At 45.7% G+C, this 23,548-nt stretch carries 17 protein-coding genes; 9 read left to right on the top strand and 8 right to left on the bottom strand.

Annotated features, from left to right (window positions below; all coding sequences use genetic code 11):
* Nucleotides 1-167: 167 nt before the first annotated feature.
* The 4 genes from glnA to xth are packed head-to-tail and all read left to right on the top strand — an operon-like array spanning nt 168 to nt 5,020.
* A complete protein-coding gene (glnA, locus tag CL55_RS05905; RefSeq protein WP_046330266.1) occupies nt 168-1,583 on the top strand; it encodes a type I glutamate--ammonia ligase in 1,416 nt (471 codons plus the stop codon).
* Nucleotides 1,584-1,594: 11 nt separating this feature from the next.
* Nucleotides 1,595-2,731, top strand: coding sequence for a nitrogen regulation protein NR(II) (gene glnL, locus CL55_RS05900; protein WP_046330265.1), 1,137 nt, complete (start codon nt 1,595-1,597; stop codon nt 2,729-2,731).
* Nucleotides 2,728-4,179 (top strand): nitrogen regulation protein NR(I), encoded by a 1,452-nt coding sequence (ntrC, locus tag CL55_RS05895; RefSeq protein WP_046330264.1) that lies wholly within the window; start codon nt 2,728-2,730, stop codon nt 4,177-4,179. Before glnL ends, ntrC begins: the two co-directional genes overlap by 4 nt.
* Nucleotides 4,172-5,020, top strand: coding sequence for an exodeoxyribonuclease III (xth, locus tag CL55_RS05890; RefSeq protein WP_205621258.1), 849 nt, complete (start codon nt 4,172-4,174; stop codon nt 5,018-5,020). The genes ntrC and xth overlap by 8 nt, the downstream gene beginning before the upstream one ends.
* Before the next feature lie 41 nt (nt 5,021-5,061).
* Here xth and CL55_RS05885 read toward each other — a convergent pair whose 3' ends face one another.
* The 6 genes from CL55_RS05885 to CL55_RS05860 form a co-directional block, all read right to left on the bottom strand.
* Entirely contained in the window at nt 5,062-6,405 is a 1,344-nt protein-coding gene (locus CL55_RS05885; RefSeq protein ID WP_046330263.1) for an APC family permease, read from the bottom strand.
* A 9-nt stretch (nt 6,406-6,414) separates the two neighbouring features.
* Complete coding sequence (locus CL55_RS05880) at nt 6,415-7,254, bottom strand: class I SAM-dependent methyltransferase (protein WP_170216998.1); 840 nt, start codon at nt 7,252-7,254, stop codon at nt 6,415-6,417.
* Nucleotides 7,255-7,463: 209 nt separating this feature from the next.
* Entirely contained in the window at nt 7,464-9,599 is a 2,136-nt protein-coding gene (locus CL55_RS05875; RefSeq protein ID WP_046330262.1) for a M3 family metallopeptidase, read from the bottom strand.
* A 72-nt stretch (nt 9,600-9,671) separates the two neighbouring features.
* On the bottom strand, nt 9,672-10,529 hold the full coding sequence (folD, locus tag CL55_RS05870) for a bifunctional methylenetetrahydrofolate dehydrogenase/methenyltetrahydrofolate cyclohydrolase FolD (protein WP_046330261.1): 858 nt from the start codon (nt 10,527-10,529) through the stop codon (nt 9,672-9,674).
* A gap of 6 nt (nt 10,530-10,535) precedes the next feature.
* Nucleotides 10,536-11,183: a response regulator transcription factor gene (locus tag CL55_RS05865; RefSeq protein ID WP_046331196.1), complete on the bottom strand. Its 648-nt coding sequence runs from the start codon at nt 11,181-11,183 to the stop codon at nt 10,536-10,538.
* A gap of 36 nt (nt 11,184-11,219) precedes the next feature.
* The gene (locus tag CL55_RS05860; protein WP_046330260.1) at nt 11,220-13,754 is read right to left on the bottom strand and encodes a sensor histidine kinase; all 2,535 of its coding nucleotides are present in this window, start codon (nt 13,752-13,754) and stop codon (nt 11,220-11,222) included.
* A gap of 204 nt (nt 13,755-13,958) precedes the next feature.
* Between CL55_RS05860 and aceE the strand changes: the two genes are divergently transcribed.
* Genes aceE through lpdA form a run of 3 tightly spaced genes read left to right on the top strand, consistent with a single transcriptional unit; the run spans nt 13,959 to nt 19,784 of the window.
* Nucleotides 13,959-16,655, top strand: a complete 2,697-nt coding sequence (gene aceE / locus CL55_RS05855; RefSeq protein ID WP_046330259.1) for a pyruvate dehydrogenase (acetyl-transferring), homodimeric type — start codon at nt 13,959-13,961, stop codon at nt 16,653-16,655.
* A gap of 15 nt (nt 16,656-16,670) precedes the next feature.
* The gene (gene aceF, locus CL55_RS05850) at nt 16,671-17,984 is read left to right on the top strand and encodes a dihydrolipoyllysine-residue acetyltransferase (protein ID WP_052728779.1); all 1,314 of its coding nucleotides are present in this window, start codon (nt 16,671-16,673) and stop codon (nt 17,982-17,984) included.
* A 9-nt stretch (nt 17,985-17,993) separates the two neighbouring features.
* A complete protein-coding gene (gene lpdA / locus CL55_RS05845; protein ID WP_046330258.1) occupies nt 17,994-19,784 on the top strand; it encodes a dihydrolipoyl dehydrogenase in 1,791 nt (596 codons plus the stop codon).
* A gap of 95 nt (nt 19,785-19,879) precedes the next feature.
* Here the strand turns inward: lpdA and CL55_RS05840 are convergent, their stop codons facing one another.
* A complete protein-coding gene (locus CL55_RS05840) occupies nt 19,880-20,446 on the bottom strand; it encodes a phasin family protein (RefSeq protein ID WP_046330257.1) in 567 nt (188 codons plus the stop codon).
* Between the two features lie 199 nt (nt 20,447-20,645).
* Here CL55_RS05840 and CL55_RS05835 point away from each other — a divergent pair, with 199 nt between their 5' ends.
* Both CL55_RS05835 and CL55_RS05830 read left to right on the top strand, forming a co-directional pair.
* Complete coding sequence (locus tag CL55_RS05835) at nt 20,646-21,527, top strand: DMT family transporter (RefSeq protein WP_046330256.1); 882 nt, start codon at nt 20,646-20,648, stop codon at nt 21,525-21,527.
* A 194-nt stretch (nt 21,528-21,721) separates the two neighbouring features.
* Nucleotides 21,722-22,687, top strand: coding sequence for a serine hydrolase (locus CL55_RS05830; RefSeq protein ID WP_237150468.1), 966 nt, complete (start codon nt 21,722-21,724; stop codon nt 22,685-22,687).
* A gap of 28 nt (nt 22,688-22,715) precedes the next feature.
* Here CL55_RS05830 and CL55_RS05825 read toward each other — a convergent pair whose 3' ends face one another.
* Entirely contained in the window at nt 22,716-23,534 is an 819-nt protein-coding gene (locus CL55_RS05825; RefSeq protein ID WP_046330254.1) for an IclR family transcriptional regulator, read from the bottom strand.
* Nucleotides 23,535-23,548: the final 14 nt, after the last annotated feature.

Genomic DNA, 23,548 nt, shown 5'->3' with positions numbered 1-23,548 from the left:
AAGGCTTTTCAGGGGTATTTCAGCACTTAACTAGTGCAATAATGACTATTCCCGTTTGTTTGCTTCAGTAAATTAGATACATCCCAAGGGCATATTTGATGCCTGGAATAAACAAGGGTGTACACCTTAAGTTTGTGTTCCGAATTCAGTTAATAGAGGAGATTTGCATGACGAAGACCGTCGCTGATGTGATGAAGTTGGTTAAAGAGAAAGAATGTACTTTCGTTGATTTCCGCTTTGTAGATACAAAGGGTAAAGAGCAGCACACAACAGTACCTATTTCCCATTTTGACGAAGACAAATTTGAGAGCGGTCACGCATTTGACGGTTCATCTATTGCTGGTTGGAAAGGTATTGAAGCATCTGATATGTTATTGATGCCAGATCCAACAGCTTGCTACATTGACCCATTTTATGAAGAGCCAACATTGGTAATCACATGTGATGTGATCGAGCCTTCGGATGGCAAAGGTTACGACCGTGATCCACGTTCGATCGCTAAACGTGCTGAGTCCTATTTGAAGAGCACTGGTTTGGGTGATACAGCGTACTTTGGTCCAGAGCCAGAATTCTTTATTTTTGACGGCGTCCGTTGGGGTGCTGACATGCAGGGTTGCTTTGTGAAGGTAGATTCTGAAGAGGCTCCATGGTCTTCAGGCGCTGAAATCGAAGGCGGCAACACTGGACATCGTCCAGGTAAAAAGGGTGGTTATTTCCCAGTTGCTCCGGTAGATACATTCCACGACATGCGCTCTGAAATGTGTTTGATCCTTGAATCTTTGGGTATTCCAGTTGAAGTGCATCACCATGAAGTTGCTGGCCAAGGTCAAAATGAATTAGGTACCAAGTTCAGCACATTGGTGCAACGTGCTGACTGGACTATCTGGCAGAAGTATGTGATTCAAAACGTTGCCCATGCATACGGTAAGACAGCCACATTTATGCCTAAGCCTATCGTTGGCGACAACGGTTCTGGTATGCACGTTCACCAATCCATTTGGAAGAACGGCGAGAACTTATTTGCTGGTAACGGCTATGCAGGTTTGTCAGAGTTCGCATTGTTCTACATCGGCGGCATTATTAAGCACGCTAAGGCATTGAATGCGATCACCAACCCAGGTACAAACTCATACAAGCGTTTAGTTCCAGGCTTTGAGGCTCCAGTGAAGTTGGCGTACTCTGCACGTAACCGTTCTGCTTCAATTCGTATTCCACACGTTTCAAGCCCTAAGGGTCGTCGTATCGAAACTCGTTTCCCTGATCCACTGGCTAACCCATACCTCTGCTTCTCAGCATTGATGATGGCAGGTTTGGATGGTGTTCAGAACAAGATTCATCCAGGTGAAGCTGCTGACAAGAACTTGTATGACTTGCCACCAGAAGAAGATGCAAAGATCCCAACCGTTTGTGCAAGCTTGGAAGAGGCATTAGAAGCTTTGAACAAAGACCGTGAGTTCTTAACTCGTGGTGGTGTCTTTACAGACTCTATGATCGACGCCTATATCGCTTTGAAGATGGAAGATGTCACACGTTTCCGTATGACGACTCATCCAATCGAATTCGATATGTACTACTCCCTGTAAGCGAAGGAGAAATGTTGAGCGCAGGTCTGTTGCGCAATTCGTTCAAAGGGGCAGCTTCGGCTGCTCCTTTTTTTCCGACATTGCTTGATCAGATGCCCAATGCCATCGTGGTATTTGAGGCGGACAACCAACAATTGGTTTATGTGAATCCTGCGGCAGAGTCTGCGCTAGATCTTTCTCGTAAATCACTTGAGGGTCAATCTGTGCGCGATTTATTCGGCTCGAATGAGTCTCTCAATCACATGATTGAAGAGGTCAAGGCAGGGCACTTCTCTGCAAAACGTCAGGAAATGATGCTGCATTCATTGCCCGGTAGTATTCATCAAGAATCTATTCCTGCGCATGTAGTGGTGGCGAGCCTTGAAGATCCAAGCCTCATCATGATGGAGTGGTTCCCAATCGATCAGCAGTTACGTAGTGAGCGTGATGAGCGCGTAACACAGCAAGTTGAAGCAAATAAACAGTTAATGAGTAACTTGGCGCATGAAATTAAAAATCCTTTGGGCGGCATTCGTGGCGCCGCCCAATTGCTCGAGTTCGAGCTTCCAGAAAAGGGCTTGCGTGAATATACCCAAGTCATCATTAAAGAATCTGATCGTCTACAGAACCTAGTTGATCGACTACTTGCGCCGCATCGTAAGGCCCATGCTATGGAGTCATTTAATGTTCATGAGGCTCTAGAGCGAGTTCGCAGCCTGGTATTGGCTGAGTTTCCTAAGGGACTGCGAATTATTCGTAACTATGACACTAGCCTTCCTGAGGTATTAGGTGATCGTGAGCAGTTGATACAGGCCGTCTTAAATATTGCCCACAATGCAGCCCAAGCGCTTACTGAAGAAATTGCTCAAGGTACAGCTCAAATTGAATTGAAGACCAGAGTAGCTCGCTCGGTAACCATTTCTAAGCAACGCTACAAGATGGCGATGGACTTACATGTGATTGATAACGGACCTGGCATTCCAGAAGATATTCGCGAGCGCATTTTCTTTCCATTGGTATCTGGTAGGGATGGGGGCAGTGGTCTTGGTCTCACCTTGGCTCAAACTTTTGTGCAGCAGCATCAAGGATTTATCGCTTGCGACAGCCGTCCTGGACGGACTGATTTCCAAATTCAAATTCCTTACCGTAGGCAGGAGAAAGTAATATGAAACCCGTTTGGATCGTGGATGATGATCAATCTATTCGTTGGGTCCTGGAAAAGGCGCTTACTCGTGAGAATATTCCTCACAAGAGTTTTTCTAATCCCAATGATGTGCTTGATGCATTGGAGAAAGATACGCCACAGATATTGATTTCAGATATTCGTATGCCACGGGGCAATGGTTTGGACCTTTTGCAAAATGTAAAGGAAACCCATCCACTTCTTCCGGTCATCATCATGACTGCTTATTCTGACTTAGACTCAGCGGTCTCGTCTTTTCAGGGCGGTGCATTTGAATACCTTACTAAACCATTTGATATTGATAAAGCGGTTGAGCTGATCCGTCGCGCTATGGAGCAGAGTGAGCGCAATCAATCTGGCAATAAAGAGATGAATGGTTGGAGGCAAGACTCCACAGAAATTATTGGCCAAGCTCCGGCAGTGCAAGAGGTCTTTAGAGCGATCGGACGTCTAGCTCAGTCCCATTCAACAGTATTAATTACCGGCGAGTCTGGTACTGGTAAAGAATTGGTTGCGCAAGCATTGCACAAGCATAGTCCCCGCGCGAAAGGCCCCTTTGTTGTCTTTAGTACCGCAGCGGTTCCCAAGGACTTATTGGAGTCAGAGTTGTTTGGCCACGAGCGCGGTGCTTTCCCTGGAGCCTTGACTTTACGCCGTGGCCGTTTTGAGCAGGCTGATGGCGGCACCTTATTCTTGGATGAGATTGGTGAAATTCCATTTGAGCTACAAACACGGTTATTGCGCGCTCTAACCGATGGTCATTTTTACCGTGTTGGCGGTCAAGATCCGATTAAAGCAAATGTACGCATCATTGCATCGACCCACCAAAACTTAGAAGCCCGAGTGGCTGCAGGCGCCTTCCGGGAAGATTTATTACACCGCTTAAATGTCATTCGGTTACGTATGCCAGCATTGCGTGAGCGTGCAGAGGACATTCCCGTTTTGGCACGGCATTTCATGCTGTCCTGTGCAAAGTCCTTGGGCGTTGAGGCTAAAAATCTATCGGATGAAGTTTTAAAAGAAATTAGTGTCATGCCATTTCCTGGCAATGTGCGTCAATTGGAAAATCTCTGTCACTGGTTAACAGTAATGACGCCGTCTAATGTTATTGGAGTCAGCGATTTACCTGCTGATATTTTGGCGGAAGCTAATGAGCAACCGGCTCTCTTGCAGGGTGAGTCTAGTTCTCATGCGCAGCTTGCCGTTAAAACTAACTCTGTCGATTGGGAGGTCGGATTAGGTCGCCTTGCAGTCAAAATGTTGCAGGATGGAGATCCGGGAGTATATGACGTGCTGTGCTCTAAATTTGAAAAGGCAGTGCTTCAAGCTGCGCTAGAAGTTACGCGTGGTAGGCGTGTAGAAGCAGCTCAAAGACTGGGTATTGGCCGCAATACCATTACTCGGAAGTTGCAGGAGCTAGGAATTAATGACTGATTCAATCAGAATTGCCGCCTGGAATGTGAATTCCCTGAAGGTGCGCTTGCCCCAAGTACTCAAGTGGTTACAAGATCATGAGCGGGCAAAAACACCTATTGATGCACTCTGTCTTCAGGAGCTTAAGCTAACTGATGATAAGTATCCACATCAAGAGCTTGAAGAAGCCGGATATATCAGTATTGCTGCTGGGCAAAAAACCTATAACGGTGTGGCCATTATTGTTCGCAAAGCTGCATTAGCGCCTATTGCCACTGACCATGACACTACCTTTCTAAAGCCAGTGAGGAATATTCCGGCTAATGCAGATGAGCAACAACGCATCTTAGCTGCCACGGTGTGCTTTAAGGGAATGCAACCTATTCGCCTAGTATCAGCATACTTCCCTAATGGGCAGTCGCCCGATAGTGACAAGTTTGTTTACAAACTAGGCTGGCTCAAAGCGCTTGAAAATTGGTTAAGAGAAGAATTAACCCAGAATAGCCGCTTAGCCCTTTTGGGTGATTTCAATATCGCACCAAGTGATATTGATGTGCACGATCCCTCAAAATGGATCGGGCAAAATCTAGTTTCTCCAGAAGAACGCAAAGCTTTTCAGCAGTTACTGGAATTGGGCCTAACAGACTCTTTCCGAATGTTTGAGCAAGCGCCCAAATCCTTTAGCTGGTGGGATTACCGTATGATGGGCTTCCGCAGAAACGCCGGTATGCGTATTGACCACATTCTTCTGAGTGATGCGCTCAAAGAAAAGTGCAACTCCAGTGTGATCGATAAAGAGCCGCGCACCTGGGAACAGCCTTCAGATCACGCTCCAGTCATCGCAGAAATCAAAAAGACTTAACTCACACATGGCAATGATGTTGGGCCGGCCAATTGAGCGATCTAATTATTAGTAGACTTTTTCAATCTTAGATACATAAGCGCCACTAAGCCAGCCATCATCACGTATGCAGAAATCGCAACAGCTCCTTTGCTATGCGCATACATGATGCTGGAATAAGCAAGATACCCACAAGAGGCACAGAAGATCAGTGGGGTGATTGGATAAAGTGGCACCTTAAATGGACGCACTGAAGGATCTTTAAAGCGCAAGATAAATAAGCTAAGTCCAACCAAGAATAAGAAGATCCAAAAAACAGGTGCCGTGAACTCCACCATTGCCTCAAAGCCATCACTCTGTAGGGCTCCAAAACCCACCAAAGCAAGGCTAATCAGTCCTTGTACTAAATGCGCAATACTTGGCGATCCACGAGATGATTCCCATCGACTCATTTTTCTTAAACCTTGCCAGTCTTCGCCCATAGCGTAATTGGCTCTAGCTCCCACAATCATGGTGGCATTAATACTGGTAAGGGCGGCAATTGCCACAAAGAGGGCGAGTAAATTTTCACCCAATGGACCAAAAGCAAGGCCTAATAACTCAGCGGGCGCTGCTTTACTGCTAGCCAATACTTTTAAGCCAAGACCATTAATCAATGCTAGATTCACTAATAAATAAATCACGGTGATGACTGCAAGACTAGCCACAATCACAGTCACGACAGTCTTACTAGTGCCTTTGAGTTCTGCAGAAATATAGGCGGATTCATTCCAGCCCCCAAAAGTCAATAAAACAAATACCATTCCCAATCCCAGCATACCCAGTTGTGGGTTACTAGAAAATAAAGGAGGGTTTTCGACTATAGGCAAGGGAGCGGTAAAAATACCAAAACCTGCGACGATGATTGCCAAAAGACCACACACTTCTAAAATCGTTAAGAAGCTTTGTATTCCTGCCGAGGTATGGATGCCAATGAGATTGATCAGGGTGAGCACAACTACGATCAGTGCTGCCCAATAAATAGTCGAGTTGGCTCCGATTGGTAAAACCTTGGTCATGTAGTCACCGAATACAAATGCCAATAAAGCAATGGAGCCCGTATTGATGACCATCGCTTTTGCCCAGCCATATAAGAATGAAACATTCTTTCCGTAAGCGCGCGTTAGGAAATGATAGTCACCGCCGGCATGAGGGAAGGCAGTAGCTAATTCTGCATAACAAAGTGCCCCCATGATGGAGATCAAAGAGCCTGCAATCCAGATTGTGAGTGCCCAACCAACATCGCCTGTAATACCGGCCACCATGGATGGCGTTTTAAAAATGCCAGCACCGATCACAATGCCAACAATGATTGCGATTGCCCCAGTTGGACTTAATAATTGTTGTGGAACGACACCTTTTGTCATGCCGAAGTCTTAACGACGCTTACCTGAAACGGGGCCTTGAGAGAAGATATTTTTGTACTCGCCTTTGAACTCCGAGCCACTGATATCACCCTTAACGGTGATGTAATTTTTGTTCAGATCAATATAAGCAAAGCTAAGTTGTTTGCCCTCGAGGCGAGAATCCAGAATTGGCTGAGACTGATTACCAATTTTTATATTCCCACCAATTTTTTGAAATTGTTGAGCAAGGGTGAGGGTGACATTTTTGATTTCAAGACCCTCCAATGACCATTCACCCATGGCATCAGCTGGAACTACCCAATAGTATGCTTTGTCATCTAACTCAATTACCTTATCGGCTTCCCAGTCTCCCATGGTAAAGGCATGAGAGACGATACGCGTACCGGGCTTCATCTTGAGAATAGTAGGTCGTAATTGCATATTGAGATCAGGCAGTAAATACAGGGTGACTACAGTAGCTTGACTGAAGTCCTCGACAAAAATGTCCCCATTAATGATTGTGACTAACTGACCCACGCCAGATTGATTAGCATTCCGTTGTGCAAATGCAGCCATGTTTGGATTAAATTCAATACCGACCGCTCTTGCCCCAAATTCTTTTGCAGCTGCGATTGCAATCTTGCCATCGCCAGCACCCAAGTCATAAACTAAATCTTTATTGGTGACATTCGCTGTTTTGAGCATCAAACTCACAAGCTCAGTACCCGTTGGAATCCAAATAACATCTTTCCCAGGTTGACCGAAGCTTGGTGTATATGAATCATTAACTTTGACACTCGATGGATCGGCCATCGTGGTTAAGGACAGGCTGCAACATAGAGTAACTAATAAACATTTTATTTTTTGCACATTAATTCCCATAAAAATGTAAAGATTCTTAGCAAGACTTATTCTTATAACAGTACTTAGTGACATTATCTAAGATCCTTCAGTTTTAGACTCATGCTCTAAGTCAAACCTATAGGCATGCAGATCAAAGCCGAATATACGCCCATAGACAAGCCCATCACTTGAAAAAACCACCCGTAGTTGGTTTTTATGTTAATCACTAATTAAGTTTAATTTGCTAAAGCTAAACCACCATGTCTTAATAGAGCATCAATACTGGGCTCTCTTCCTCTAAATGCTTTAAAGGACTCGGCGGCAGGGCGACTGCCACCCACTTCTAAAATCTCTGTACGATAGCGCTTGCCAGTTTCAGCATCGAGGACGCTACCAGTGAGTTTTGCAGCCTCTTCAAAAGCAGAGTAGACGTCAGCGGAAAGTACTTCAGCCCATTTATAGCTGTAATAACCAGCCGCATATCCGCCAGCAAAAATATGGCTAAAGGTATTGATCCAGCGGGAGATTGCTGGCTGAGGAATGACATTGAACTGTTCCGCAATACTTCTAGACAGATCAAGTACCGCATGATCCTGAGCATTTTTAGCATCAAAACGGGCATGCAGACGCCAATCAGTTAGCGACATCACAACTTGGCGCAAGGTCATATAGCCGTTTTGAAAATTCTTAGCAGCGAGCATCTTATTGAATAACTCTTTGGGTAGTGGCTTACCGGTTTCAGCATGTGCTGTCATTTTCTCTAAAACTTCCCATTCCCAGCAAAAGTTTTCCATGAATTGACTTGGTAACTCAACTGCATCCCACTCGACACCGTTGATACCAGATACGCCTAATGCACTTACTTGCGTTAATAGGTGATGTAAGCCATGCCCGCTCTCATGGAAGAGGGTAATGACATCGTCGTGAGTAATTGTTGGTTGGAGCAATACTCCATTTACCTTTACCGGGGCTGCAAAGTTGCAAACTAGATAGGCAACCGGAATCTGAATCTCTCCATTAGGCAATTCACGGCGACCGCGGGCATCATCCATCCAGGCTCCACCGCGTTTACCAGGACGAGCGTATGGGTCTAGATAGAAATAAGCAACGATCTTGTTTTCAGTATTTTTAACCGAGAAGGATTGAACATCTGCGTGCCAAGTTGGCAGATCAGACTTTTCAATCTTGACTCCAAATAAAGTTTGAATTACGCCAAACAAGCCTTCTAAAACTTTAGGTAAAGGGAAATACTGTTTTAATTCATTTTCAGAAAACGCATAGCGTTCCTGCTTCAATCTCTCAGAAGCAAAAGCAATATCCCATGGCTCTAATCCATCAACAATAGACAATTCAGTTTTGGCGAATAAAGAAAGTTCTTGCCAATCTTTCAGTGCAAAAGGTTTAGATTTTTCAGCAAAATTTGTTAAAAAACTATCGACCTCTTCAACACTGCTCGCCATTTTGGGCGCCAAACTCAGAGCTGCATAGTTTTTAAAACCTAGCATGTGTGCTTCTTCGTCACGCAGCTTGAGTTGCTCAAGCATGTTTTGCGCGTTGTCCCAATCGACTTTGCCCTGAGCGTATTGAGGAGCTAGTTCAGAGGCTCGTGTGACGTAGGCCTCATACATGAGGCGTCGCAGTGACCGACTCTCGGAGTACTGCATGATTGGGTAGTAAGAGGGGAAGTGCAGAGTAAAAGCCCAGCCCTCAAGCCCTTTTTGTTGTGCTGTATCTGCAGCTGCAGCGATAGGGTCCTCTGGCAAGCCCTTCAGTTCAGATTGATCAGCAATGACATAGACAAAGCTATCGGTGGCATCTAAAACATGCTCAGAAAACGCTTTACCTAATAATGCTTGCTCATCCTGAATTTGAGCAAACCGCGGCTTATCAGCATCGCTTAGCTCTGCTCCACCGAGGCGGAAATCTCTGAGTGAATTTTCAATGACTTTTTTCTGTGCGTAATTCAGTTTGGTAAAGCCAGGATCCTGACTGAGTGCTTTGAACTTTTGATAGAGCGCTAAATTTTGGCCTAGGCTAGAAAAAAATGCGCTTACTTTAGGCATCATCTCGCCATAAGCTACTCTGAGCTCAGGAGTATCTGCAACGCTTTTGAGATGAGAAATCACTCCCCAAGATCTACTTAAAGATTCGGTTGCATCCTCGAGGGGCTCTACTAAATCATTCCAGTTTGCAGGAGTGCTCTGATCTACTGCATGATCTACTGCATGTTGCGCCTGTTGCAGCAAGAAGTCGATTGCTGGCGCAATATCAGATGGCTTTACCTCGGAGTAGGCACAAATGCCTCTTCCGAATGCAATGAGTGGATTTTTCTGAAGTTCGGGAGAGGGCTTTGATGTGATGGATTTAGTCATCCCTATAGCTTAATGGACGATAAGAACTTTTGCCAATCAGACCCTTAAAAAGACCTCAAGTGAAGATGTCTATTAAGAGGGCTTTGCTGCCTTTTCTGCGGCCTCTAATGTGTTCATCAGAAGCATGGTGATAGTCATAGGCCCAACACCTCCGGGTACAGGAGTAATCCAGCCGGCAACATATTGAACGGCATCAAAATCAACGTCACCACAGAGTTTTCCATCGGGCATGCGATTAATGCCCACGTCAATGACTACGGCGCCATGTTTGACCATATCGCCGGTAACCATTTTTGGCTTACCAGTAGCAACTACCAAAATATCAGCGTCCTTAGTGTGATGCGCTAAGTCACGAGTCTTGCTATTGCAAATAGTGACTGTTGCGCCTGCTTGTAGTAAGAGCATGGCCATTGGCTTGCCAACAATATTAGAGGCGCCCACGATAACTGCGCGTGCACCACGGATAGGATATTCAATACTCTCCAGAATCTTCATGCAACCATAAGGAGTGCATGGCTTGAATTCTGGCTGGCCTACCATCAAGGCACCAGCATTAGCTACGTGAAAGCCGTCTACATCTTTTTCAGGGGCGATTGCTTCTAGTACACGTTCAGCAGCGATGTGCTCAGGCAGTGGCAGTTGAACTAAGATGCCCTGAATCGCTGGATCAGCATTCAAAGTAGCAATACGAGCCAGTAATTCTTCTTCGCCTAATTCTGCGGAGTAGCGCTCAAGCACAGAGTGAAAACCAACGTCTTCACAGGCTTTAACTTTATTTCTGACATAAACCTGGCTAGCAGGATTTTCGCCAACAACGATAACCGCTAGACCTGGTCTAACACCTTTGGCGGTAACGATTGCCCCACGGGCAGCAATTTCAGTGCGTAATTTTTTGGATAGGGCGACGCCATCAAGTAACTGTGCAGGCATAAACAATTAATTAGGTTGTGGATCAGAAAGGGCGAGGCGTAAAAGATCTGCAACGGTATTCACGTTGAGTTTTTCCATAATATTCGCGCGATGAGCCTCTACAGTTTTGATCGAGATACTCAGATCATCTGCGATTTGTTTATTCAAGCGACCGGCTACGATTCGCTCGAGCACTTGGCGTTCACGCCCAGTGAGTTTACTCAAGAGACCTTGGTTGGTCTTACGCTGGCTTGCTTGGGAGTAGTCAATCCGCGCTTTTCCAAGCATCCGATCTACTAATCCGCAGAGATCATTTTCTTTAAATGGTTTTTCGATAAAGTCCACCGCACCACGCTTCATAGTAGAGACTGCCATCGATACATCGCCGTGACCAGTAATGAAAGCAACTGGCATGGGTAGATTTTCACTAATGAGACGCTCTTGCAATTCAAGGCCGGACATGCCGGACATGCGGACATCCAGGATGGCGCAAGAGATGGTTGATTTATCAGTACTTTGGAGTGACTGTAAGAAACGCTCAGCACTGGCATGACAGCGAACAACATAGCCATTACTTTCGAGTAGCCAGGTGAGGGAGTCACGAACTGCCTCATCGTCATCTACAACATAAACTACTTCAGCTTGATTGGGTTTGGTGGCAGCACCGATATTCATATTAGCTCTCGCAGATAAACCAAAAAAATACAAAAATTAAACACTATCCTTAGAGCCCGGAGACTCTAAAGGTAACAGTATTGTAAAGGTGCAGCCCGATATCTTCGTATGTTCTGCATCCATCAGATTGGTTGCCCAAAGACGACCCTGATGGGACTCAATCACAGATCGACAAATATTCAGGCCCATACCCATACCATCACTTTTAGTGCTAAAAAAAGGCTCAAACATGCGTTCAATCACTGATTCAGGGATTCCGGCACCTGTATCCCTTACTTGGATGCGTAACATGGCAGGGAAGGTGCTGGTTTCTAAATCTGCTGAAATCTGCACGGGAGGAGCCGACCAGCGCGAGGAGAGGGGGTAGACCTCTCTCATGCTGTCTAGGGAGTTTTTCAGGAGATTGACCAAGACCTGCAGAATTAAGACCGGATCTAGGTCGACTGCAGGGAGATTTTCAGCAACTTCAGCGTTGATGCTGAGGCGATGGCGATGGGCTTCAATTTCCACCAATCCAACGGCATCATTAATGATTCCAGTAATGTCGCTAGACTTTCTTTGTGGTTCGCTGCGTTTTACAAAGCCTTTAATGCGTTGAATGATCGTACCTGCCCGATGAGCCTGATCAGACGCTTTTTCCAGTGCAGGAAGAATATCTTTTTGTAAGGCAGGGTCAAGATGCCCTTGTAAGCGCTTTGCTACACCCATGCAATAGTTCGAAATGGCAGCAAGCGGCTGATTTAATTCATGGGCCAGGGATGAGGCCATTTCGCCCATGGTAGTTAAGCGGCTAGTAAATTGCATCCGCTCTTCTTGTTGTCGAGCTAAGTCATCAGCTTCGACCCGCGGCGTAATATCTGTGGCAATTAATAATTGTGCCAAATGACCATCTACCCACGGGACAAAACGTCTGCGAACTTCATACCATTTTGAAATTCCCGATGCCTCATCTAGCAATTGAATTTCTTCTGATTCAGTTTCTTGGTAGGGTGATGAAAGTGAAGCACCTTCAGCCGTCTTATCACTAGAGCCTTCAGACAGACTCTGCATGATGTTTTCGTTGATATCGCTTCCAGCTAATTCAAAGTGTCCCTTGGCAGTATTGCCAAAGCGCTCACGATAGAAGCGATTCGTAAATAGTAGTTCACCATTCTCATTGGATACTACTGAAACTGCTGCATCGAGACCTTCCAAAACAGCAACGAATCGCTCTTGTGAGGCTGCTAATTCTTCTCGAATTTTCTTAGGTTCGGAGATATCAATTAATGAAGTTACCCAGCCAGTTTGTTGGCCCTTTTCATCTACGAGGGGCGCAATAAATGTGCGCGTCTGAATGATAGACCCATCCCTGTGGAGAATCGATCCCTCAATTCCAATTTTTCTTCGTTGGCTCAAGGCTATTTTGAGGGCCTTATCCATTTTTTCAGTCAGCTCATTTTTCTCACCTTCAGGCCAGAAAGCAAATGGGGGGCTCATTCCAATGAGCTCTTCAGCAGACCACCCCGTCATCTCACAAAATGCTGGATTTACATAAGTGATTACTTTATTCATATCGTGTGCGCGGATTCCCACTGGAGTGGAATTTTCCATCGCACTACGAAAATTAGTTTCTGCCCGAAGATTTGCTTCAGCTTCTTGTCTAACCTGCATCTGTTTAAGAACAGACCATAAGCTCCAAATCACAAAGGCGCTCAAACCAAGTACAACACCAATTAACATCCTGAATGTCAAATTCGTAGCTGGTGGGTAGGTGTCGATGCGTAAGCTGAGGTTTGGACTCAGCACACCAATATCCAGACTAGTTTGATTGCTAAAAGCGCGTCTCGGTATATTTTTATCGGATGAGATGGCTAAGATTCTTTCATTGTCTGTAATTAGTGTGAAGCGATACTGTCCCTTGAGCTCACCAGGAATCATTTCAAGTAAGCCTTGCGTGGTGTACAAAACTGCCACCATGCCATTAATTTCATTACCAGAAATCTGAGGAACTGTTTGCCAAAATACGTTACGAATTTCTTTTGAGATGACTTCGTCGCTAGGAACTTCAAGTGTCATGAACTGACTAAAAGCAGGTCTGCCTGTTGATGTGCTGAGCTCAAGAGTTTTTCTTAGGCCTTGATTGATGGTCTCAGCATTTACATTCTTATTGAACCACCCTGTTCTTAAGTTATCTAGTGGAATTCGCCATTGACGTTGACCGACTTTATCTATCCAAACGATTTGTGCAATCTCATGGTTACTCTGTAATAAATTTTCAGCCTGAATGATGAAGTTTTCTTTTGACTTGATGGATTCGCCACCACTCACATAGTCACGTCCAAGGGACTGAAGAACATCGGTATTGTTAGCAAAACGCAATTGAATACGTTGCTTTGCAAATGAGAGCTCTCTAAATAGTGCCGCTTCTTGCTGACCTTTTTCTTGCAATTGCAAGGTGCCCATAATGATGCCCATCACTATAGTGAAGAGAACAATGGCTATGAGCGGTGTATAGACAATCTTAAATCCCCGTATCCGCCGGATCCACTGTACGGGTTTGAGTTGCCAAAAGGATAACGCTATTTTTTTCATGTAATCAGCCTATTTTGCCCTACAGCAAGCGCTTCTATTCTTCTTTTTGATTCCTGCAATAGTCTAATTGCAATGCAACAAAATATCATATAGTGAGAAATATTATCATTATGTGGAAAATTGCTTGTTTACACCCATAGACCTTCCTAGAATATTGGCTATAGAGTGAATCAATAAAATCGATATAAATAATGGAGGCAGTTTATGGCAGCGGTTCCAGAACAAATTTTGGGTAGCGCAGGAAAACAAGATGCGGATCCAGGTGAAACCCAAGAGTGGTTACAGGCCCTTGATGGCGTGATTCGGAATGAGGGTCCAGAGCGTGCTGCCTATCTAATTGATCAGCAAATTTCTCATGCTCGAGTCAATGGAGTTAATCAACCCTTTCATGCTGAAACTCCTTACATCAACACAATTCCGGTGGAGCAGCAGGCACGACTACCAGGCGATCAAAATGTCGAGCACCGCATCCGTTCTTACACACGTTGGAACGCAATGGCGATGGTGTTGCGCGCTAATAAAGATACCAACGTTGGCGGTCATATTTCTTCTTTCCAGTCCGCTGCAACTCTATATGACGTAGGCTTTAACCATTTCTGGCATGCCCCATCTCCAGAGCATGGTGGCGATCTGATATTCGTTCAAGGGCATTCTGCTCCTGGAATTTATGCCCGTGCCTACATGCTTGGTCGTTTGTCAGATGAGCAGCTCAATAACTTCCGTCAAGAAGTTGGCGGCAAAGGTATCTCGAGTTATCCACACCCTTGGTTGATGCCGGATTTCTGGCAGTTCCCAACAGTATCGATGGGTCTTGGCCCCATCATGGCTATTTATCAAGCGCGCTTTATGCGCTACATGCAGGATCGTGGATTCATTAAAGCTGAAGGTAGAAAAGTTTGGGCTTTCCTCGGCGATGGTGAAACTGATGAACCAGAATCACTCGGCGCCATTGGTATGGCCGGTCGTGAAAAACTCGATAACCTGATTTTTGTAGTGAACTGCAATTTACAACGTCTTGATGGGCCTGTACGCGGTAACGGCAAGATTATTCAAGAGCTCGAAGGTGAGTTCCGTGGCGCTGGTTGGAATGTAATTAAGGTTGTTTGGGGCGGTCACTGGGATGCATTGTTTGCTCGCGATAAAAAAGGTATCTTGATGCAACGTCTTGGTCAGATCGTTGATGGTGAATACCAGACCATGAAAGCCAAGAGCGGCTCCTATGTGCGCGAAATCGTCTTTAATACACCCGAGTTAAAAGCACTTGTGAGTGACTGGAGTGATGATGAGATTTGGCAGCTTAATCGTGGTGGTCATGATCCCCATAAAGTATTTGCAGCTTTTCATTGCGCAGTAAATCATAAGGACCAGCCAACCGTTATTTTGGCTCACACCATTAAAGGTTACGGTATGGGTAGCTCAGGTGAGGCGATGAACATTGCGCACCAAGCCAAGAAGATGAATGCGGATGATGTTCGCTGTTTCCGTGATCGTTTTGAGATCCCCGTCAAAGATGAGCATCTAGATGAAATGCCTTTAGTGAAATTTGCTGAAGGAAGTCCAGAGCTTGAGTATATGAAAGCGCGCCGTCAAGAGTTGGGCGGTTACTTGCCACAGCGTCGCATGAAGGCCGAGAGCCTACCGGTTCCTGCGCTTGACGTATTCGCACCATTATTAGAAGCAACTACCGATGGTCGCGAGATTTCCACAACCATGGCATTTGTTCGCATTCTCAATACGATTGTGCGCGATAAAGCTTTAGGCAAGCGAGTTGTTCCAATTGTTCCGGACGAGTCACGTACTTTTGGCATGGAAGGCATGTTCCGTCAATTAGGTATTTGGAATCAGTTAGGCCAGCTCTACACTCCAGAAGATCATGATCAATTGATGTTCTATAAAGAGGATAAGACTGGTCAGATCTTGCAAGAAGGTATTAATGAGGCGGGTGGTATGTGCGACTGGATTGCCGCCGCCACTTCATACTCAACCCATGGCGTACCGATGTTACCTTTTTACATCTTCTACTCCATGTTTGGTTTCCAGCGCATTGGTGACCTCTGTTGGGCCGCTGGTGATATGCGTAGTCGTGGATTCTTATTGGGCGGTACTGCCGGTAGAACTACATTGAATGGTGAAGGTCTTCAGCACGAAGATGGCCATAGTCAGGTGTGGAGCTCTGCAATTCCCAACTGCATTAGCTACGACCCTTCATTCTCATTTGAGGTAGCCGTAGTTATTCAAGATGGTATGCGTCGCATGCTGGCTGAACAAGAAGATGTGTACTACTACATTACCTTGATGAATGAGAACTATTCTCATCCAGCGATGCCAAAAGGTGCGGAGCAAGACATCATTAAGGGTATGTACAAACTTAAGTCGCTTGGCGATGCCAATGCGAAATTGCGCGTACAACTCTTAGGCTCAGGAACGATTTTCCGCGAAGTCATTGAAGCTGCTGAAATCTTGCATAAAGATTGGGGTGTCGCCTCTGATTTGTGGGGTTGCCCAAGCTTTACTGAGCTAGGTCGTAATTGGAATACGGTTCATCGCAATAATCTGCTCAATCCAACTGCAGCACCTGCTTTATCTCATGTAGAGCAGTGCCTGAAAGATACTGCAGGCCCAATCATTGCTGCTACTGACTATGTGCGTCTGTTTGCTGAACAAATTCGTCCAGCTATTCAGCATCTAGGTCGCCGTTTTGAGGTTCTGGGAACAGATGGTTTCGGACGTTCTGATACTCGTGAAAAATTACGCGATTTCTTTGAAGTAGATCGTCGCTGGGTCGTTCTTACCGCCTTGCGCTCTTTGGTCGATGCTGGCCAGTTGGATCGCCAAAAGCTAGCCGAAGCAATTCAGAAGTACGGCATCGATACCACCAAGCCAAACCCAATGACGGTTTGATAAGAGACGAATACTATGAGCCAACTAATTGATATTAAAGTCCCAGATATTGGGGATTACAAAGATGTGCCCGTGATCGAGGTATTGGTAAAAGCCGGTGATCGTGTTGAGAAAGAGCAATCTATTGTTGTTCTGGAGTCAGACAAAGCTACTATGGATGTTCCCTCATCTCACTCCGGTCTTGTGAAAGAGGTCAAGGTCAAAGTGGGTGACTCTATTTCAGAGGGTGCCATTGTTTTGGTACTTGAGGAGAGTGGTGCAGCTGCAGTTCCAGCTGCTGCACAAACCGCTGCCGCTCCCGTAGCGGCAAAAGCCGAACCTGTTGCGGCGCCAACTTCCAAAGTAGAGCTGCCAATTGTGCGTGCACCAGCGCCACCTGCTGTGAGCAATGCCCCAGTTGAGGTAGACCCAACAGCTAGTCACGCAAGTCCGTCAGTCCGTAAGTTTGCTCGCGAACTTGGTGTCACGGTCCATCAAGTCAAAGGTTCTGGTCCAAAAGGCAGAATTACTCAAGAAGATGTGCAGGCTTTTGTTAAAGCTGCAATGAGTGGAGGTGCCGGCAACGCATCAACTGCATCTGGTGGAAGCTTAGGTGGCCTGAATCTCATTCCTTGGCCAAAAGTGGATTTCTCTAAATTTGGTGAGACAGAGCGTCAGCCATTAAATCGTATTAAGAAGCTAACCGCCGCTAATCTAGGTCGTAACTGGGTCATGATTCCTGCAGTGACATATCACGAGGATGCTGATATCACTGACCTTGAGGCATTTAGAGTGCTGACCAATAAAGAGAATGAAAAGCAGGGTCTCAAAATCACAATGCTCGCTTTCTTAATGAAAGCTGCTGTTGCTGCTCTCAAAAAGTATCCTGAGTTCAATAGCTCTATCGATGGCGATGATTTGGTGTTGAAGAAGTACTTCAATATTGCATTTGCCGCTGATACGCCAAACGGATTAGTGGTGCCAGTGATTCGTGATGCAGATAAAAAAGGTATCTTTGAGCTTGCTCGCGAAACCTCCGAGTTAGCTGCACTTGCGCGTGATGGCAAACTAAAGCCAGATCAAATGCAAGGTGCCAGTTTCACTATCTCCTCTTTGGGGGGTATTGGCGGTACTTATTTCTCACCCATTGTGAATGCGCCTGAGGTGGCAATTTTAGGTGTCAGCAAGGCTGCGATGAAGCCAGTTTGGGATGGTAAGCAATTTGTGCCACGCTTGATTTGCCCACTGTCATTAAGTGCTGACCATCGTGTGATTGATGGCGCTTTGGCTACTCGTTTTAACGTCTATATCGCTCAGTTGATGTCCGACTTCCGCCGCGCAGCGCTATAAGGAAAAGATATGGCTAAGCAAATTATTCTCGTACCCGATATTGGCGATTATTCAGATGTGCCAGTGATTGAAGTGCTCATTAAAGTTGGTGATGTCATTGAAAAGGAGCAGCCCCTGCTCGTTCTAGAATCTGACAAAGCCACAATGGAAGTTCCAGCTGACGCCGCCGGAACTATTCTGAGCATTTCTGTAAAAGCTGGTGATAAGGTTGGTAAGGGTAGTGTTGTAGCGGAGATTGAAGTGGGAGCAGCAACTGCACCTCAAGTTACTGCGACTGCAGCAGCACCTGCTCCAATGCCTCCTCCAGTAGCGGCACCTGTGATTAGCGCTCCGATTGCTGGTCAATACAGCGGCAAAGTGGATCATGAGTGTGAGGTACTGGTACTTGGCGCTGGCCCAGGTGGTTACAGTGCTGCATTCCGAAGCGCAGATTTGGGTATGAGCACCATTTTGATAGAGCGCTATTCAACTTTAGGTGGCGTTTGCCTGAACGTGGGCTGTATTCCTTCAAAAGCATTACTTCACACGACTGCAGTAATGGATGAAGTGAAAACGATGTCCAAGCATGGGATTAGTTATGGCGCTCCCAAGATTGAAATTGACCAATTACGTGGCTATAAAAATTCAGTCATTGCCAAGTTAACGGGTGGATTGGCTGGCATGGCAAAAGCTCGCAAAGTCACTGTAGTGCGTGGATTGGGCCGATTCTTGGATGCAAATCACGTAGAGGTTGAGTTAACTCAGGGTGATGGGCAAGATTTAACTGGGCAAAAAGAAGTGATTCGCTTTCAGAAAGCAATCATCGCAGCGGGAAGTCAGCCAGTAAAACTACCGTTCCTGCCAGAAGATTCTCGTATCGTAGACAGTACTGGCGCCTTACTACTCAAGAGTATTCCAAAGCGTATGTTAGTCATTGGCGGCGGGATTATTGGCTTGGAGATGGCTACTGTTTATAGCACCCTAGGCTCCCGCATTGATATTGCCGAAATGATGGATGGCCTGATGGCAGGTGCAGATCGTGATTTAGAAAAGGTCTGGGAAAAATTCAATGCCGGCCGCTTTGAAAAGATCATGCTGAAGACTCGTGCCTCTAAAGCTGAAGTGAAGGCCGATGGTATTGCAGTGAGCTTCGAAGGCGAGGGCGCCCCTACCGAGCCGCAGACTTATGACTTGGTATTGGTTGCAGTTGGGCGTACCCCGAATGGCAAGAAGATTGATGCAGCGGCTGCAGGCGTTGTTGTAGATGAGCGCGGCTTTGTTCCTGTCGATAATCAGATGCGCACTAATGTGAATCACATCTTTGCGATTGGCGATATTGTTGGCCAACCCATGCTTGCTCATAAAGCAGTACATGAGGGCCACGTTGCCGCTGAAGTCGCTGCTGGTGAAAAATCTTACTTTGATGCTAAGCAAATTCCATCGGTGGCATACACCGACCCTGAGGTAGCTTGGGCTGGTTTGACTGAAGAGCAATGTAAGGCTAAAGGAATTGCCTATGAAAAAGGATTATTTCCTTGGGCGGCTAGCGGTAGAGCAATTGCCAATGGCCGAGATGAAGGTTTTACTAAACTGATTTTTGATGCTACAAGTAAACGCATTATTGGTGGCGGTATCGTTGGTACACATGCCGGCGATTTAATTGGTGAAGTTTGTCTTGCAATTGAGATGGGTGCTGATGCTGTGGATATTGGTAAAACGATTCATCCACATCCAACTCTGGGTGAATCGGTTGGCTTAGCCGCAGAGGCCGCTCTTGGTCACTGTACTGATTTACCACCAGTGAAGAAGAAGGCACATTAAATTGTCTTCCTAGCCTTACTAAAAAAGACCCCGAAAATAACGGGGCTTTTTTTATGCACTTCTAGAATAATATTAATGAAGTAATGACATAGCAATTATTTCTCACTACTTTTTTTACTAGCTGTTTTATTGCTTGATTGGATGTTCTTCTCAACCGCGCTAGTGGCATTACTCAGGTTAGTTTGAGCAACTTCAACTGCATGCTTGACTGCGTTCTGACTAGTTTCAAATACACTGGCAGCAGAAGTGATCGCTTGTTTCATAGCATGCACTGCTGCGTCTGAGCCTGCCGGCGCATTCTTGGCCCAGTCCTCTACTAAGGCATTCATTTTTTTCTGACCTTCTTGAAACTCTTTTTCAGCGGACTTGGTAAAGCTTACTTGAGTTTCATGAGCTAGCTCATAAAGATGGCGACTATAAGCCATAATTTTTTCAGCCATTGGCTGGACTGCTTCAGCCTGATGGGCGAGGAGTTGCTGGATATCTTTCACTTCAAGCGCTTTCTTCGCGCTGCTCATACTTTCGCCCAAGCTTTGTTTGGCGATATGCATATTTAGCTCAACTAATTTTTCTATGCTTTGAAGCGCTTGATTGGTAAGTCCACTCAAAGTTTCAAGATTGGCTTTTTGAGCTGCTGCCATTTGTTCTGGCGTTAATTTCATATCAATACCTTTCCTGTTAATTTCATGGCTTTGCTTACTATGGCCTTTTTACGCACATTGTCAATTCATTCGGGCCGTATTGATCGGGATTGAGAATTAATTTTGGAGCATCCCCAAGATCTGGGCTGTGGCCTATTAAATAAGCCTAAAATCATAGCTTAATTAAAAAATCCCGCACTTTCAATAAGTGATCCATTAAATGAAGCTTGACAGTCTAATTGCCCCCTTATTTGTATTGATTTGGAGTACGGGCTTTTTGATTGCGCGCTTGGCAATGCCTTATGTTGAGCCTGCCACCTTCTTATTTTGGCGTTTTTCAGGGGTATTGATGGCTATGGCATGCCTAAGCCTTGTCTGGAGAATCAGTTGGCCAAGTTGGTCGCAATTTAAGCACATAGCTGTTGCTGGCATATTGCTTCAGTTTGGCTATCTACTCGGGGTTTGGTTTGCAGTCCGACTAGGGATGACTGCAGGCCTGGTAGCAATCATCGTAGGCTTACAGCCCATCCTGACAGCATGGTTTGCCGCTTGGGTATCTGAAAAAGTTACGGGGCGTCAGTGGATCGGTTTGGGATTCGGGTTTGCTGGGGTAGCTTTAGTTGTAGCGGAAAAAATCGGCTTTGCCCACATCCCTCCATTGAGTTACGTATTGGCTTTTGCTGCCTTACTCTCAATTACGTTTGGCACTCTCTATCAAAAGAAATTCTGCCCAGTGTTTGACTTGCGGGCGGGCTCATCCATTCAGTTTGGCGTATCGGCCATACTGTGCTTTGTTTGTATGTATTACTTTGAGTCTGCTGTCATGGTTTGGAATGCCTCGGTTATTGGAGCGCTACTATGGGCGATTTTTCCGCTCTCAATAGGCTCGATTAGCTTGCTCTTTATGATGATCCGAAAAGGGGCTGCTACCAAGGTGACGAGTCTTCTCTATTTAACTCCGCCCACTACAGCGGCAATGGCGTGGTTCTTATTTGATGAGCCCTTTACCTTTATGATGGCAGGTGGTTTGTTGCTCACAATGACTGGAGTTGTTTTGGTTAATCGAGGTCAAACAACTACTGTTGCTACGATTGCAGAATAAGTTTCTACGAAGTGCGTTAAATAGAAGGGTTATTTTTACTTCTGTTGCTAAAAATTGCAGTCGAGCAGTAAAAGTTAATTATCATTCCGTATGTTAAAAGTTTTGGAAGGCAATTTGGGATGTATTTGAATCGTTTTTGGCTTGTTACCCTCGTTTGCCTAATTTCGTTTGGAGCTGTTAGCTCCTTTCCGATAATGGCGGCTAACCCAGATTCCAAAACTGCAAAGACCAATAAAGCAGCAGCAAAGACGCCTGCAAAATCCGATTCCAAAAAAGTAGTTAAATCAATTAAAAAACCTAAAACGGTTAGAACTACCGTTACTCGTCCAGGCGAGTCCGCTGTCTCAGCAAGACCTTCATTTGCAACGGCACTGGGTTTACGTGGTCAGCACGATGATTTAAGTTTGCAGTCCAGCGTAGCCATGGTTGTTAATCAAGATACTAAGGAAGTGTATTTCGAAAAAAATTCTTCAGTAAGCTTACCGATTGCGTCGATTACTAAGTTGATGACGGCAATGGTGGTGCTAGATTCTAAATTGCCTCTAGATGAAACGATTGTCATTAATGCAGATGACGTCAATATATATCGTTCGTCCCGCCTTGCAGGGGGGACGGTGTTGACGCGAGAAGAGGCTTTGTTGTTGTCGCTCATGTCCTCTGAGAATCGTGCAGCCTATACGCTGGGCCGAAATTACCCTGGCGGTATTTCTGCATTTATTGATGCCATGAACCGTAAAGCAAAAGAGATCGGGATGACGCATTCTCATTTTGCTGATCCCACTGGCCTCAAGAGTGAAAACGTGGCTTCAGCAGAAGATCTCACGCGGATGTTGAGTGTTGCCTATCAATATAAAATGATTCGTGAATTTTCTACTTGGCCAGACTTGACCATGGTGATTGCCAAGCGACCACAGAAGTTCTTAAACACCAATCGCTTGGTTCGTGCAGGCGATATGAATATCGGCTTACAAAAAACCGGATTTATTAATGCAGCAGGTAAGTGCTTAGTGATGCAGGCCCGCGTGAACAACACGCCTTTGTTACTGGTTTTCTTGGATTCTGTTGGGACGCAATCGCGTTTTGCTGATGCAGTGAGAGTGCGTGATTGGTATGAGCGCATGCCATTAGGTGAGCCTCAGGCAATTCGTCGCTTGATGTAAGCATTACATTCTTAAGAAAAGCTATATCTTAAGAATGCGGTTCACTAATCTTGGGTTTGTATCCCATTCCCTTAGAGATTTGCAAGGCGGTATCCTGAAGTAGCTTTAGCCAATCCGCCTGAATACGATCGGTAGGTGAGCTCAATGAGAGTCCTGCCACTAACTTGCCGCTGTCATCATAAATTTCAGCTGCCACGCAACTGACACCCAACTCCAACTCCTCATTGTCGCGTGCATGCCCAAACTGGCGAACTTGATTGAGTTCGGATTCTAATTTTCCCAACTCGGTAATGCTGTTTCTGGTGTGACCAGCTAAACCCGTGCGCGTGACATAAGCGCGAACTTGGTTCGGGTCATCGCTTGCCAGAAACAGTTTGCCAACAGACGTTAAATGCAGCGGCGCTCGACCACCAATAGCGCGTACCACTTGCATGCCAGAGCGTTCGCTATAGGCACGGTCAATGTAGACGATCTCATCGCCTTGCCGAACAGAAAGGTTGATGGTTTCACCAGTGAGCTTGTGCAGTGCTCGCATTGGAGCTTGTGCTGCTTCACGGACCGATAAACGGGCTTTAACGAGGTTGCCCAGCTCAAGTAACTTCAGCCCAAGGCGATACGTGCCACCATCACCACGCTCTACTAGGCGGCAGGCTACTAAGTCATTCAAAATGCGGTGAGCTGTGGAAGGGTGTAAGTCAGTCTCTTCAGCTAGGTTTTTTAGACTGCTGGACTCTTCGTGCAATGCAAGGGCATCGAGCAGGTTCATCATGCGTTCAATGACCTGAATCGCTGTTTTGCCAGCTTCACCTGGTGTTTTTGTAACTTTTTCGGATTTAGTCGATGCCATATTGTTAATTGTAG

The organism is Polynucleobacter duraquae, from assembly GCF_000973625.1.
GTDB classification, from domain to species: Bacteria; Pseudomonadota; Gammaproteobacteria; order Burkholderiales; family Burkholderiaceae; genus Polynucleobacter; species Polynucleobacter duraquae.
The sequence above is the reverse complement of the archived record's forward strand: the minus strand, read 5'-3'. Positions and strand labels throughout refer to the sequence as shown.